The 13099-nt window shown below is 63.5% G+C and carries 13 protein-coding genes; 4 read left to right on the top strand and 9 right to left on the bottom strand.

From position 1 onward, the window contains the following. The first annotated feature begins 13 nt into the window (after positions 1-13). Entirely contained in the window at positions 14-1291 is a 1278-nt protein-coding gene (locus ACNJYA_RS29475) for a YeaH/YhbH family protein (protein WP_439403485.1), read from the top strand. Beyond that, the gene (locus ACNJYA_RS29470) at positions 1288-2826 is read left to right on the top strand and encodes a SpoVR family protein (RefSeq protein WP_172786874.1); all 1539 of its coding nucleotides are present in this window, start codon (positions 1288-1290) and stop codon (positions 2824-2826) included. The genes ACNJYA_RS29475 and ACNJYA_RS29470 overlap by 4 nt, the downstream gene beginning before the upstream one ends. A 216-nt stretch (positions 2827-3042) precedes the next feature. Here ACNJYA_RS29470 and ACNJYA_RS29465 read toward each other — a convergent pair whose 3' ends face one another. The 6 genes from ACNJYA_RS29465 to ACNJYA_RS29440 all read right to left on the bottom strand — a co-directional run bounded on the left by ACNJYA_RS29465 (position 3043) and on the right by ACNJYA_RS29440 (position 5844). After that, entirely contained in the window at positions 3043-3480 is a 438-nt protein-coding gene (locus tag ACNJYA_RS29465) for a DUF1801 domain-containing protein (protein WP_212254902.1), read from the bottom strand. Positions 3481-3491: 11 nt separating this feature from the next. Then, complete coding sequence (locus ACNJYA_RS29460; RefSeq protein ID WP_260374909.1) at positions 3492-3695, bottom strand: hypothetical protein; 204 nt, start codon at positions 3693-3695, stop codon at positions 3492-3494. A gap of 43 nt (positions 3696-3738) precedes the next feature. Continuing rightward, positions 3739-4167 carry an SRPBCC family protein gene (locus tag ACNJYA_RS29455; protein WP_172786873.1) on the bottom strand — a complete coding sequence of 143 codons (429 nt, stop codon included), beginning with the start codon at positions 4165-4167 and terminating at the stop codon, positions 3739-3741. Beyond that, positions 4164-4487 carry an ArsR/SmtB family transcription factor gene (locus ACNJYA_RS29450; RefSeq protein ID WP_172786872.1) on the bottom strand — a complete coding sequence of 108 codons (324 nt, stop codon included), beginning with the start codon at positions 4485-4487 and terminating at the stop codon, positions 4164-4166. Before ACNJYA_RS29450 ends, ACNJYA_RS29455 begins: the two co-directional genes overlap by 4 nt. Before the next feature lie 246 nt (positions 4488-4733). Further along, positions 4734-5183, bottom strand: coding sequence for a DsrE family protein (locus tag ACNJYA_RS29445; RefSeq protein ID WP_439401151.1), 450 nt, complete (start codon positions 5181-5183; stop codon positions 4734-4736). A gap of 40 nt (positions 5184-5223) precedes the next feature. Next, complete coding sequence (locus ACNJYA_RS29440) at positions 5224-5844, bottom strand: hypothetical protein (protein ID WP_439401150.1); 621 nt, start codon at positions 5842-5844, stop codon at positions 5224-5226. 302 nt (positions 5845-6146) lie between these two features. Between ACNJYA_RS29440 and ACNJYA_RS29435 the strand changes: the two genes are divergently transcribed. Continuing rightward, positions 6147-7712, top strand: coding sequence for an SUMF1/EgtB/PvdO family nonheme iron enzyme (locus ACNJYA_RS29435; RefSeq protein WP_439401149.1), 1566 nt, complete (start codon positions 6147-6149; stop codon positions 7710-7712). A gap of 16 nt (positions 7713-7728) precedes the next feature. Then, on the top strand, positions 7729-8193 hold the full coding sequence (locus ACNJYA_RS29430; RefSeq protein WP_439401148.1) for a DUF4399 domain-containing protein: 465 nt from the start codon (positions 7729-7731) through the stop codon (positions 8191-8193). On the opposite strand, the gene ACNJYA_RS29425 is transcribed toward ACNJYA_RS29430, so the two are convergent. The 3 genes from ACNJYA_RS29425 to ACNJYA_RS29415 form a co-directional block, all read right to left on the bottom strand. Then, positions 8194-9249 carry a 2-oxoacid:ferredoxin oxidoreductase subunit beta gene (locus ACNJYA_RS29425; RefSeq protein WP_025034408.1) on the bottom strand — a complete coding sequence of 352 codons (1056 nt, stop codon included), beginning with the start codon at positions 9247-9249 and terminating at the stop codon, positions 8194-8196. 186 nt (positions 9250-9435) lie between these two features. Further along, a complete protein-coding gene (locus tag ACNJYA_RS29420; protein ID WP_439401147.1) occupies positions 9436-11283 on the bottom strand; it encodes a 2-oxoacid:acceptor oxidoreductase subunit alpha in 1848 nt (615 codons plus the stop codon). After that, positions 11253-13052 carry an FAD-dependent oxidoreductase gene (locus ACNJYA_RS29415; RefSeq protein WP_439401146.1) on the bottom strand — a complete coding sequence of 600 codons (1800 nt, stop codon included), beginning with the start codon at positions 13050-13052 and terminating at the stop codon, positions 11253-11255. The genes ACNJYA_RS29420 and ACNJYA_RS29415 overlap by 31 nt, the downstream gene beginning before the upstream one ends. Positions 13053-13099 lie beyond the last annotated feature (47 nt).

Raw genomic sequence — 13099 nt, 5'->3', positions numbered from 1 at the left:
TGGTAAAGTGCCCATTCACATTATTGACAGGCGCCTGAATCCAGGCGGCAAGAGTCTTGAGAACCGCCAGCGGTTCTTGCGTCGGGCCAAGTCCCTGGTGCAGGGCGCCGTCAAGAAGACCTCGCAGGAACGCGACATCAAGGACGTCCTGGAGGGTGGTGAGGTCGCGATCCCGCTCGACGGCATGCACGAGCCGCGTTTCCGCCGTGAAGGCGGGACGCGCGACATGGTCCTGCCCGGCAACAAGAAGTTCATCGAAGGCGACTATCTCCAACGCTCCGGCCAGGGCAGCGCCAAGGATTCCGGTCCCGGCGAAGGCGACAGCGAGGACGCCTTCCGCTTCGTGCTGAGCCGCGACGAGTTCGTCGATCTGTTCCTCGACGACCTCGAGCTGCCGGATCTCGCCAAGCGCAAGATCGCGCAGACCGAGAGCGAAGGCATCCAGCGCGCCGGCTACACCATGACCGGCTCGCCCGCCAACATCTCGGTGAGCCGGACGGTGAAGCTCGCGCTCGCCCGCCGCATCGCGCTGAAGCGTCCGCGCAAGGACGAGATCGAAGAGCTGGAAGCCGCGATCGCAGCCTGCACGGACGAGGAGGAGCGTGCGGCTCTCGTGGCCCAGCTCGATGCGCTGAAAGCAAAGTCCAAGCGCATCCCCTTCATCGATCCGCTCGACATTCGCTACCGGCGCTTCGAGACGGTGCCCAAGCCCGTCGCGCAGGCGGTGATGTTCTGCCTGATGGACGTCTCCGGCTCGATGTCCGAGCACATGAAGGATCTGGCGAAACGCTTCTATATGCTGCTCTACGTGTTCCTGAAGCGGCGCTACAAGCACGTCGAGATCGTCTTCATCCGCCACACCGACCGTGCCGAGGAGGTTGACGAGCAGACCTTCTTCTACGGTCCGGCCTCGGGCGGCACGCTGGTCTCCAGCGCGCTGCAGGCGATGCACGAGATCGTGCGCGAGCGCTTCAACCCGTCGGACTGGAACATCTACGCCGCGCAGGCTTCCGACGGCGACAATTCCTATTCCGACGGCGAACTCACGGGGCTCCTGCTAACCGAGAAGATCCTGCCGGTCTGCCAGTTCTTCGCCTATCTCGAGGTCGGCGAGGCCGGCGGCAGCGCCTTCGATCTCTCCGACTCCTCGCTCTGGAGCCTCTACGAACGCCTGCGCAACAGCGGCGCGCCGCTCTCGATGCGCAAGGTCTCGGAGCGCAGCGAGATCTTTCCGGTATTCCACGATCTATTCCAGCGCCGCGACACTGCCCAGGAGAAGGCCGCTCCATGACGGAACGTTTGTTCGAAGGCGCCGATTGGGATTTCCACACCTTGCAGCGCATCACCGATGCCTGCGAGGAGGTGGCGTTGAAGGATCTCGGCCTCGACGTCTATCCGAACCAGATCGAGGTGATCACCGCCGAGCAGATGCTGGACGCCTATTCGTCGGTCGGCATGCCCTTGTTCTACAAGCACTGGTCGTTCGGCAAGCACTTCGCGTTCCATGAGGCGTCCTACCGCAAGGGCCTGATGGGGCTCGCCTATGAGATCGTCATCAACTCCTCGCCCTGCATCTCCTATCTGATGGAGGAGAACACGGCGACGATGCAGACACTGGTGATCGCGCACGCCGCCTTCGGCCACAACCATTTCTTCAAGAACAATTATCTGTTCAAGCAGTGGACCGATGCCGACGGTATCCTGGACTATCTCGACTTCGCCAAGAACTACGTCATGCAGTGCGAGGATCGCTACGGCCGCATCGAGGTCGAGCGCACGCTCGATGCCGCGCACGCGCTGATGTCGCACGGCATCGACCGCTATCCCGGCAAGAAGAAGCTCGACCTGCGCGCCGAAGAAAAGCGGGCAGGGCGCCGCCGCCAGCACGAGGAGGAGGTCTTCAACGATCTCTGGCGCACGGTGCCGAAGGGCGCCGCCAAGAGCCGGTCCACGCTCAGCATCGAGCGCCGCCGCAAGCTGCTCGGCCTGCCGCAGGAGAATTTGCTCTATTTCCTGGAGAAGAGCGCGCCGCGGCTGGCGCCCTGGCAGCGCGAGCTGCTCCGCATCGTCCGCCACATCGCGCAATATTTCTATCCGCAGAGCCAGACCAAGGTCATGAACGAGGGGACGGCGACCTACGTCCACTATCGCATCATGACCAAGCTGCACGAGCAGGGTCGCATCAGCGACGGCAACTTCCTGGAATTCCTGGGGTCGCACACCAACGTGGTGTTCCAGCCCGAGTTCGACGACCCGCGCTTCTCCGGCTTCAACCCTTACGCGCTCGGCTTTGCGGTGATGCAGGACATCGAGCGCATCGTCACCAATCCGGAAGACGAGGACCGCGAATGGTTCCCCGACATCGCCGGCAAGAACGACGTCATGGGCGTGCTGCGCGACGTCTGGGCCAATTACCGCGACGAAAGCTTCATCGGCCAGTTCCTGAGCCCCAAATTGATGCGGCACTTCCGCATGTTCCACCTGCACGATGATCCCGAGGAGCGTGCCGGCATCCGCGTCGATGCCATCCACGACGAGCGCGGCTTCCGCCGCGTCCGCCGCGAGCTGGCGCGGCAGCACGATGTCGGCTTCATCGACGCCAATATCGAGGTGGTCGACGTCGATCTCTCCGGCGACCGCCGCCTGATCCTGCATCACCACGTCATCAAGGGCTCGCAGCTCAACGAGACCGACGCCAAGCGCGTGCTGCAGCACCTGGCCGACCTCTGGACCTACGACGTCGCGCTGATCGAGGTCGACGCCAACGACAAGGTCTTGCGCGAATACGTCGTCAGCCCGCGCCCGATTCCGGCGGCGGTGGCGTGACGGGGGCTGATCACGTGGAGCACCATGCGCGATGCGCGTTGGTGTGCCCTCGCCCCTTGCGGGAGAGGGCAGCGACGCCGGCAGACATAAGCTCACTGGGGTGAGGGGTATCTCTCGGCACTTTCCCCTGCCGATGGAGACCCCTCATCCGGCGCTTCGCGCCACCTTCTCCCGCAAGGGGAGAAGGAAGGCCTCCGCGGCTGCACAACGGCTATTCTAGGCTGATCGCTTCCCCGGCTTCTTCTTCGACGCATTCAGCTCCACCGCCGCGCGGATCAGCGCCTGCAACGCCTTCTCGTTGACCTTGTCGCCCTCGCGGATGTCGATCGCGCGGCGCACATTGCCGTCGAGGCTGGAATTGAAGAGACCTGCGGGATCGGCCAGCGCCGCGCCCTTGGCGAAGGTCAGCTTCACCACCTCCTTGTAAGTCTCGCCGGTGCAGATGATGCCATCGTGCTCCCAGACGGGGACGCCGCGCCATTTCCACGCCTCGACGACGTCAGGATCGGCTTCCCTGATCAGGCCGCGGACGCGCGCGAGCATCGCGCCGCGCCAGTCGCCGAGCTCCTTGATCCGGCCGTCGATCAGTTTTGATGGCGAAGCGTTGCCTGCTTCCTTCGCGCTGCTCGTCTTCGCCGCCACGGGCTTCTTCATCATGGCCTCGTTCACGCGTTGCTGCGGCCGCGATAAGGCAGCGCGAACAGATACAGCCCGGTCGCGAGCAGCGGAATCAGCGGCACCAGCGCCAGGAAGCCGATCCACGCGGCCTGGACCTGCATCGTCATCGCCACGATGTTGGCGATGACGGCGAGCGTGAATGCCATCGACAGCCAGCGGTGAATTTGCCGAATCCACATCTGCGTGCTCATTGGGGACCTCCTGTTGGATTGATCGAAATGGACGCCGGCGGAGCTAGCTCGCCCGCGCCAGCAAATCGTCCAGCTTGGCCAGGAACTGCTTCCAGCCGGCATGCGCGCCGCCGAACGCCTGCTTCTGCGTCGGGCGGAAGCCCGCCTGCTCGACGCGCAGATGCGTACCCGCGCTGGTCGGCGTCAGCGTGAAGGTGACGATGCTTTTCAGATCGAAGGCGGCGTCCTCATGCGAGAAATTCCAGGTGTAGGCCAGCGTCTTCTGCGGCTCGATGGTGAGCACCTCGCAATCCAGCACGCCGCCCCACTCGCCGCGCAGGTTGAAGCGATGGCCGACGACCGGCTTGAAGTCGTTCTTCATCAGCCATTCCTCGATCAGATGCGGCTGCGTCAGCGCGCGCCAGAGCCGCTCGGCGGGATAAGCAAATTCGCGCTCGATGACGACGGAGCGCGTCTCGGCGGGTTCGTTCATTGGTCCATCCTCTTCAGGAGATCGTCGAGAGCGTCGAGCCTTTTCTGCCAGAACCCGGCCATCTGGCCGGTCCAGTCGATCAGCGGATTGAGCGCACCGGGCTGCGCGCTGTAATGGGTCTGCCGTCCTTCATGGCGGTCGCGCACCAGGCCCGCCTGCTTCAACGCGCCGAGATGTTTCGACACCGCCGGCTGCGACACGCCGGATCGCGCCGTCAGCGCCCCGACCGTCTGCTCCCCCTCGCGGCACAGCCGTTCGAAGATCGCCCGCCGGGTCGGGTCGGCGAGCGTCCTGAACAGGAGGTCGGGGGTGGAGGGCATGCGGGATCCATAACTAGGAAGTTATGGGTTTATGCATAACCGTAGAGTTATGGGTTAGTCAAGTGCGACGGGAGGATACAGCGACGGCCGGCGCAGCCCTCTCCCCGTCATTGCGAGGAGCCCTTGCGACGAAGCAATCCAGTCTGCCTCCGCGGAAGGATTCTGGATTGCTTCCGCCTTCGCTAAGGCTTCGGCGGACAAGTCGCTGCGCTCGCAATGACGGGGAGTGGCGGCGCCGTGCCCGGCCTACGGCCGGAGATACAAATACCCCTGCGATTGCAGCTCGGCCAACCGGACCACGCCGCCCTTCTCGGCGTTGACGAAACCCGGCAGCAGCTCGTTGAGCGTCACGTTCTGCGCTTTCATCGTGTTGCCGCAGGCGGCGAGCTCGACGCCGTCCTTGGAGAAATCGCCGACGCGCTTGCTGACATCGGGATTGGCCTGCGCCGAGTGAAACGCCTTCAGCGCCTGGCCGTGGATCACCAGCGCGATCGTCACATGCTCGGGGCCGCCGACGCCGTCGATGTGGTTCTGGATGTTGCCGAGCACGAAATTGACCTTCTCGGCATCGCTGAGGTGATAGACCACCTTCAGCTTGGCGCCGATGCCCGCCTCCGTTGCGGCTTTCGCGCTGGAGGCGCCGAGCGCTGCACCCAGTGCCGAGATGGCGCTCCACAAGATGTTCCGGCGGTTCATGACGATTTCCTTCGACGAGGCCAAATTTGCCGAAGGCATATCACTTGTGGCGTAGCGCCGCGAGTTCCTTGCGATCGGTCACCAGCGAAGCGCATTCGCTGTTGTCGGTGCGGTCGAGGCGGAAGATCTTGTCGTCGGCGCCGGCCGTCAGCGAGTGCTCGGCATCGTCGTCCGGCTTGTTGTTCTGCCAGACGCGCACCCGTTCGAGCCGGACGATCGCCGACTTGTCGTCCTTGGAGAGCGCAACGCCGATGCCGCCGCCCTCGCAATCGACGCCGCAGCCGAGCCGCACCTCGTTGCCGCTCTTGGTGAACACGGCGTGGTTGCACGAGCCGCTGGAATCGAAATCGCCGCTGCGATGACGGTACCTGAAACCGAGGCGGAAGGAGTTGTGAAGCTCCTTGTCCTCCTTGTCGAGTTCAGCCGAGATCAGCAGCTTCATCGAAGCGACCTTCTGCTTCGGGTGCCGCGCCAGATGGTCGGCATCGTAGCGGCGGACGAAGCAGGCATAGGCCTTGTTGCCGGGGGCGCCCGCATACATGCGCGTATTGAACGTCTCTGCCTCGGCCTTGCTGGCCTCGCGAATATCGTCGCCGTCCTCGGCCCGGGCAGTGCCGATGAATGCAGCCAGGGCGAGCGGAAGGACAAGGGCAAGCTTCATGATCGCACCGAACGCCTGATGGGCATTGGCCCGCCATCCGCGGGCCGGTCTGCCATTGGTCGCAGGCGCAGTGGAGCGCGTTCAACCGCCGCACGTCGCTCGATGTCGGGCAGCGGCCACGGCGGGCCTTAGTCACCACTCCAATCGAGAAGGTTCAACGGGTGCGACGACTTGATTCCTCGGAACCCGACGCCGGTGCTTGCTGCGACATTGTCTCGTTTCGTCAATGTGGTAGCCTTCACAGACGACCGCCTTTGGCAGTCGTAGGCTGGGGCTGCCTTGTAAGTTTGTGGAGTCCCCGCATGGGTGAAATTCGCAACTTCAGACCCGGAAATCCCGATGAGCCGCCGCCGCACAGCGGACTGCCTCGTCGTCTCGCCGCGATCATCGTCGGTGACATCGCCTCCTACAGCCGGTTGATGCAGGCCGACGAGGAAGGCACGCATGCCCGCGTCAAGCGGATCGAGCGCGACATCATCCAACCCAGCATTGTCGAGCACCATGGGAGTCTGGTGAAGACGACCGGCGACGGCTTCATCGCCATTTTCGACAGTCCCGTCGAGGCCGTTCGATGCAGCATCGTCATCCAGCAGAATCTCGTCGGTCGCAACGCCTCGATTCCCAAGCATTCCCGGCTCGAATATCGGATTGGCGTCAATCTCGGTGACGTCATTGTGGAGCCGGACGACATCTATGGTGACGGCGTCAACATCGCCACGCGTATCGAGGGCATCGCAGAGCCGGGGCAGGTCTACATATCCGGCGCGATCTACGAGCAGATCAAGCACAAGATCGTGTGCGGTTATGAGTCGCTCGGCGACCGCAAGGTCAAGAACATCACCGATCCCGTGCGCGTCTATCGCGTGCTGCCGGATGCAGATGCCGTCGGCAAGACACGAAGCCGGCGCGAGAACGTCCTGCTCTTTCTTCTGATCACGGCATTGCTGGTCATTGCCGGCTACGTGCTTTGGTACGTGCTGGTGCAGCACCGCAGCCAGGTGGGGCAACAGGCTGCCGCTCCCCCGATCGCGGCGCCGTTGGCTTCGCCGACGCCGCAATCCGTTCCGTCGTTACCGAGCCCGGCAGCACCGGCGCCACAAGCCGCACCCGCGGCCTCTCCGGTGCCCACAACGGTGCCATCGCCCGCAGCATCGCCTTCACCGTCTCCGGCATCCAGTCCATCGGTGACGCCGGTCCGGGAACCCGAGATGATCGCCATTCGCGGCGGCAGCTTCGCCATGGGAAGCAACGACGATCCGACCGAGCGTCCCGTCCACCAGGTCACGATCAAGCCGTTCTCGATCGGAAAATATCCGGTCACGGTGCGTGAGTGGAACGAATGCGCGGCTGCGAAGGCGTGTGCTTTCACCGCGACCGGCAAGGACGATGCACCGGTCAGCAATGTGAGCTGGACCGACGCACAGCAATATGCCGCCTTTCTGTCGCAGGCGACGAAGAAGCCGTACCGGCTCCCGAGCGAGGCCGAATGGGAATACGCGGCGCGCGGCGGTACGCAGACAAAATATTGGTGGGGCGACAAGCTCCAGCCTGGCATGGCCGGATGCAAGGATTGCGGCGATCTCGCAGCCGAGCAGCCGGCGAAGGTTGGCAGCTTCAAGCCCAATCCCTTCGGGCTCCACGACATGGGCGGCGGCGTCGACCAGTGGGTCGAGGATTGCTGGCACAAGAATTATCAGGGTGCACCGGTCGACGGTTCGGCATGGACCGGCGGCGACTGCTCATCGCACGTCCTGCGCTCGGGCTCCTGGAAGAACGATTCGAGATACGTGCGGCCGTCCAACCGCGATGGCTATGATACCAACGTCCGTTACCCCACGCATGGATTCCGTGTCGCGCTCACTCCTTGAGGCTGGAGGAGGTTTGATGAAAATCATTCGCTGCGCCGCGCTGGCGGCGGCGCTCGTATTGCTGCCAGTCGTTTTGCTGCCAAGCCCTGCTTACTCTCAGGGCAAAACCGCTCCCAAAGATGCAAAGCTCTATTTCATCACCCCGCAGGATGGGCAGAAGATCCGAGGTGGGTTCTGGGTCCGGTTCGGTCTGCGCAACATGGGCGTGACGCATGCCGGCGATGACTACCAGAACGCCGGTCATCATCATCTGCTGGTCGACGTCAACGAGCCCATCGACATCAAGGAACCGATCCCGCAGGACAAGTCCCATCTGCATTTCGGGGCAGGGCAAACCGAAACGTTTCTCGAGCTTCCGCCCGGCACGCACACGCTGCAACTGGTGCTGGGCGATGCGAAGCACTACCCCTTCGACCCGCCCGTCGTGTCTGACAAGATCACCATACGAGTCAGGCAGCCCGTTTCAGTCCGGCGCCGTTGATCACCGCAGGCTGGCGTTGATCTTGTCCAGCACCGCCGAACCCGGGCAGAGCGTGTCCGCCTCCAGCGCGTTGAGCGGGGTCTCGACCGTATTGAGATGCTCGTGCAGGTCGTCGGCATCGGGATCGACGTACAGAAGACCGGTGACGATCTGGCCCTTGGCGGCGTGCCGCGCGAGGAAGGTCTGGGCGCCGAGACGGTCATGCGGATCGTAGTCGGCGTCGATCTTGCGCAGCGCGATCTTGCTGCCGTCGTGCTGCTCGACCACCTGCACCGTGCCAGGCGCGTAGTCCACCGCGATCGGGTCGCGGCCGACCAGCACGTCGAGCCGGTTCACGGCGTCGTTGTGCTCGCGGACATAATCGAAGCTCTTGGTCGAGCCGGCATGGTTGTTGAAGGCGATGCAGGGGCTGATGACGTCGATGAAGGATGCGCCCTTGTGGCCGATCGCGGCGGCGATCAGCGGCACCAGCTGGCTCTTGTCGCCCGAGAACGAGCGCGCCACGAAGGTGGCGCCTAACTGCAGCGCGATCGCGACGAGGTCGATGGCGTTGTCGGTGTTGGTGACGCCCTTCTTGCTCTTCGAGCCGCGGTCGGCGGTCGCCGAGAACTGGCCCTTGGTCAGGCCGTAAACGCCGTTGTTCTCGACGATGTAGGTCATGTTGACGCCGCGCCGGATCGAATGCGCGAACTGGCCGAAGCCGATCGAGGCGGAATCGCCGTCGCCGGAGACGCCGAGATAGATCAGATCGCGGTTGGCGAGGTTGGCGCCGGTGAGCACGGATGGCATGCGGCCGTGCACGGAGTTGAAGCCGTGCGAATTGCCGAGGAAATAGTCCGGCGTCTTCGACGAGCAGCCGATGCCGGAGATCTTTGCCACCCGATGCGGCTCGATCGACAACTCGTAGCACGCTTCGATGATCGAAGCCGTGATCGAATCGTGACCGCAGCCGGCGCACAGCGTCGAGATCTTGCCCTCGTAATCGCGATGCGTGTAGCCGAGCGCGTTCTTCTTCAGGCCCGGATGATGGAATTTCGGTTTTGCGATGTAGGTCATGAACGTTTCTCTCTGCTCCCTCTCCTCGCGGTATCTTCTCGCGAAGAGAACGATCGAATAGTCCCCCGCTGTATCCACATCGTCATTGCGAGGAGCCCTTGCGACGAAGCAATCCAGAGTCTTTCCACGGAGGCAGTCTGGATTGCTTCGCTGCGCTCGCAATGACGATGTGGATGCGATTTACCATCATGACACGGCCTTGCGGAGCGGGGTCACCTTGAGGTGGTCCTGGTGGTCGCCAATGGCTTTGGCGATGAAGCGGGCGGTGATCGGCGTGCCGTCATAATGCACAATCGGCACCAGACGGACGGGATCGATGCCGTTCTCGTTGACGATGAGCTGGCGCAGCTGGCTGTCGCGGTTCTGCTCGACGACATAGACGAAATCGTGCTCGGCGAGGAAGCTTGCCACACTCGAATGGAATGGGAAGGCGCGGATGCGCATCCGGTCGAGCTGATGCCCGCGCGCCTCCAACAGTCCGATCGCCTCGTCCATCGCCGGCGAGGTCGAGCCGAAATAGATCACGCCATATTTGGTCGGCCGTTCCGCATTGGCCTGCAGCGGCCGCGGGACGAGGTCCTGCGCCGTTTCGAACTTGCGCACCAGGCGCTGCATGTTGTCGGCGTAGACCGTGCCTTCCTCGGAATAGCGCGCATAGCGGTCGCGCGACGTGCCGCGGGTGAAGTAGGAGCCCTTGGTCGGATGCGTGCCGGGATAGGTGCGGTAGGGAATGCCGTCGCCGTCGACGTCGAGATAGCGGCCGAAGTCGCGGCCTTCCTCCAGCATCTCCGCCGTCATCACCTTGCCGCGGTCATATTGCCGCGCATCGTCCCACTTCAGCGGACGGCAGAGCCGGTGGTTCATGCCGATGTCGAGATCGAGCATCAGGAAGATCGTGGTCTGCAGACGCTCGGCGAGATCGAAGGCGGCAGCCGCGAACTCGAAGGCCTCGGCCGGGTCCTCCGGGAACAGCAGCACGTGCTTGGTGTCGCCATGCGAGGCATAGGCGCAGGCGATGATGTCGCATTGCTGGGTGCGGGTCGGCATGCCCGTGGAGGGGCCGGCGCGCTGGATGTTCATGATCACGGCCGGAATCTCGGCAAAGTACGAGAGGCCGATGAACTCCGTCATCAGCGAGATGCCGGGGCCTGATGTCGCGGTGAAGGCGCGGGCGCCGTTCCAGGAGGCGCCGATGACGATGCCGATCGAGGCCAGCTCGTCCTCGCCCTGCACGATCGCATATTTCGCCTTGCCGGTTTCAGGATCGTGCCGGTACTTCTTGCAATGGGCGGTGAAGGCCTCCGCCACCGAGGATGACGGCGTGATCGGATACCAGGCGCAGACGGTGGCGCCGCCATAGACCGCGCCGAGCGCGGCGGCGCTGTTGCCCTCGATGAAGATGCGGTCGCCGACCTTGTCGGACTTCTTCACGCGAAGCCCGATTGGGCATTTCAGGTTCTGCAAGGCCCAGTCGCGCCCCAAGTGCAGCGCGTGGACGTTGGAGGAGAGTAGCTTTTCCTTGCCCTTGTACTGCTCGCCGATCAGCTGCTCGATCAGCTTGGGGTCCATGTCGAGCAGTGCACTGAGCGCGCCCAAATAGATGATGTTCTTGAACAGCTGGCGCTGGCGCGGATCGGTATAGGTCGAGTTGGTGATCGCGGTCAGCGGCACGCCGATCACGGTGATGTCGTCGCGGAATTTGGTCGACGGCATCGGCTTGGTGGAATCGTAGAACAAATAGCCGCCGGGCTCGATACCGGCGACGTCCTTGTCCCAGGTCTGCGGGTTCATCGCCACCATCAGGTCGACGCCGCCGCGGGCGCCGAGATAACCTTCTTCCGTCACGCGCACCTCGTACCAGGTCGGCAGGCCCTGGATGTTGGAGGGGAAGATGTTGCGCGGGGACACCGGCACGCCATGGCGCAGGATCGCACGCGCGAACATCTCGTTGGCGCTGGCCGAGCCCGAGCCGTTGACGTTGGCGAAGCGGACGACGAAGTCGTTTACGCTGCTGAGCGGCTTTTTGTCGGACATGTCGAACCTGCGTGGGTCATTTCGATGAAATATTTCTGCATGTCCCAGGCTCCGGTGGGACAACGCTCGGCGCACAGCCCGCAATGCAGGCAGACATCCTCGTCCTTCACCATTACGCGCCCGGTCTTGAGATCGCTGGACACGTAGAGGTCCTGGTCCGGGCGCGGCGAGGGCGCCTTCAGGCGCTGGCGCAGGTCGCTCTCTTCGCCATTGTCAGTGAAGGTGATGCAATCCATCGGGCAGATGTCGGCGCAGGCGTCGCACTCGATGCAGAGCGAGGTCGAGAACACGGTCTGCACGTCGCAGTTCAGGCAGCGATGGGCTTCGCCCAGCGCGAGCTTGACGTCATAGCCGAGCTCGACCTCGGCGCGGATGTCCTTCAGCGCAACGACCTTGTCGCGATGCGGCACCTTGTAGCGCTTGTCGTTGGAAATGTCGTTGTCATAGCTCCATTCGTGGATGCCCATCTTCTGCGAGGAGATTTGCACCTCCGGCAGCGGGCGCTCGGTGATGTCCTCGCCCGAGAGCATCTTGTGGATCGACAGCGCGGCGTCATGGCCGTGCGCGACCGCCCAGATGATGTTCTTCGGGCCGAACGCGGCATCGCCGCCGAAGAATACTTTCGGATTGGTCGAGGCGAAGGTCTTCGGATCGACCTTGGGCATATGCCATTTGTCGAACTCGATGCCGCAATCCTGCTCGATCCAGGGGAAGGCGTTCTCCTGGCCGACCGCGACCAGCACGTCATCGCAGGGAATGGTCTGATCGGGATCGCCCGACGGCACCAGATTGCGGCGGCCCTTGGCGTCGTATTCGGCTTTGACGTGCTGGAAGGTGACGCCGATCAGCTTGCCGGCGACATGCTTGAATGACACCGGGACCATGTAGTTGAGGATCGGGATATCCTCGTGGATCGCGTCCTCCTTCTCCCAGGGCGAGGCCTTCATCTCCTCGAAGCCGGAACGCACGACCACCGTGACTTTCTCGCCGCCGAGCCGGCGTGCGGTGCGGCAGCAGTCCATCGCGGTGTTGCCGCCGCCGAGCACGATGACGCGCTTGCCGATCTTGTCGACATGGCCGAACGATACATTGGCCAGCCATTCGATGCCGATATGGATGTTGCTAGCTGCTTCCTTCCGGCCGGGAATGTCGAGCTCGCGGCCGCGCGGCGCGCCGGAGCCGACGAAGATCGCGTCGTATTTCTCCGCGAGCAGCGCCTTCATGCTGTCGATGCGGTGACCGCCCCTGAACTCGACGCCGAGGTTCAGGATGTAGCCGGTCTCCTCGTCGATCACCGAGTTGGGCAGGCGAAATTTCGGGATCTGCGTGCGCATCATGCCGCCGGCTTCCGGGTCGGCATCGAACACGGTGCAGTGATAGCCGAGCGGCGCGAGATCGCGCGCCACCGTCAGCGAAGCGGGACCGCCGCCGACCAGCGCAATGCGCTTGCCGTTCTTCGGACCGGGCTTCGGCAGACGCTGCTTGATGTCGTCCTTGAAATCCGCGGCAACGCGCTTGAGGCGGCAGATCGCGACGGGCGTTTCCTCGACGCGGCCGCGCCGGCAGGCCGGCTCGCATGGACGGTCGCAGGTGCGTCCCAGGATTCCGGGAAACACGTTCGATTTCCAATTGATCATGTAGGCGTCGCTGTAGCGGCCTTGGGCGATCAGTCGGATGTATTCGGGAACCGGGGTGTGCGCAGGACAGGCCCATTGGCAATCGACCACTTTGTGAAAGTAGTCGGGGGCCGCGATATCGGTCGGTTTCATTCCTACCCTGTCCGCGCAGGCTCAAAGACCCCGCGGCCTTTTTTGTT

Origin of the sequence: Bradyrhizobium sp. BLXBL-01 (assembly GCF_051853025.1) — a bacterium.
Lineage (GTDB): Bacteria > Pseudomonadota > Alphaproteobacteria > Rhizobiales > Xanthobacteraceae > Bradyrhizobium.
Note: the sequence above shows the minus strand (reverse complement) of the source record. Positions and strands in the feature narration are given on the sequence as shown.

Bases quoted from the DNA above. Each gene is read 5' to 3' on its own strand.
- ACNJYA_RS29470 (WP_172786874.1), top strand. From the start codon at position 1,288: ATGACGGAACGTTTGTTCGAAGGCGCCGATTGGGATTTCCACACCTTG.
- ACNJYA_RS29465 (WP_212254902.1), bottom strand. From the start codon at position 3,480: ATGAAGAAGCCCGTGGCGGCGAAGACGAGCAGCGCGAAGGAAGCAGGC.
- ACNJYA_RS29460 (WP_260374909.1), bottom strand. From the start codon at position 3,695: ATGAGCACGCAGATGTGGATTCGGCAAATTCACCGCTGGCTGTCGATG.
- ACNJYA_RS29455 (WP_172786873.1), bottom strand. From the start codon at position 4,167: ATGAACGAACCCGCCGAGACGCGCTCCGTCGTCATCGAGCGCGAATTT.
- ACNJYA_RS29450 (WP_172786872.1), bottom strand. From the start codon at position 4,487: ATGCCCTCCACCCCCGACCTCCTGTTCAGGACGCTCGCCGACCCGACC.
- ACNJYA_RS29445 (WP_439401151.1), bottom strand. From the start codon at position 5,183: ATGAACCGCCGGAACATCTTGTGGAGCGCCATCTCGGCACTGGGTGCA.
- ACNJYA_RS29440 (WP_439401150.1), bottom strand. From the start codon at position 5,844: ATGAAGCTTGCCCTTGTCCTTCCGCTCGCCCTGGCTGCATTCATCGGC.
- ACNJYA_RS29435 (WP_439401149.1), top strand. From the start codon at position 6,147: ATGGGTGAAATTCGCAACTTCAGACCCGGAAATCCCGATGAGCCGCCG.
- ACNJYA_RS29430 (WP_439401148.1), top strand. From the start codon at position 7,729: ATGAAAATCATTCGCTGCGCCGCGCTGGCGGCGGCGCTCGTATTGCTG.
- ACNJYA_RS29425 (WP_025034408.1), bottom strand. From the start codon at position 9,249: ATGACCTACATCGCAAAACCGAAATTCCATCATCCGGGCCTGAAGAAG.
- ACNJYA_RS29420 (WP_439401147.1), bottom strand. From the start codon at position 11,283: ATGTCCGACAAAAAGCCGCTCAGCAGCGTAAACGACTTCGTCGTCCGC.
- ACNJYA_RS29415 (WP_439401146.1), bottom strand. From the start codon at position 13,052: ATGAAACCGACCGATATCGCGGCCCCCGACTACTTTCACAAAGTGGTC.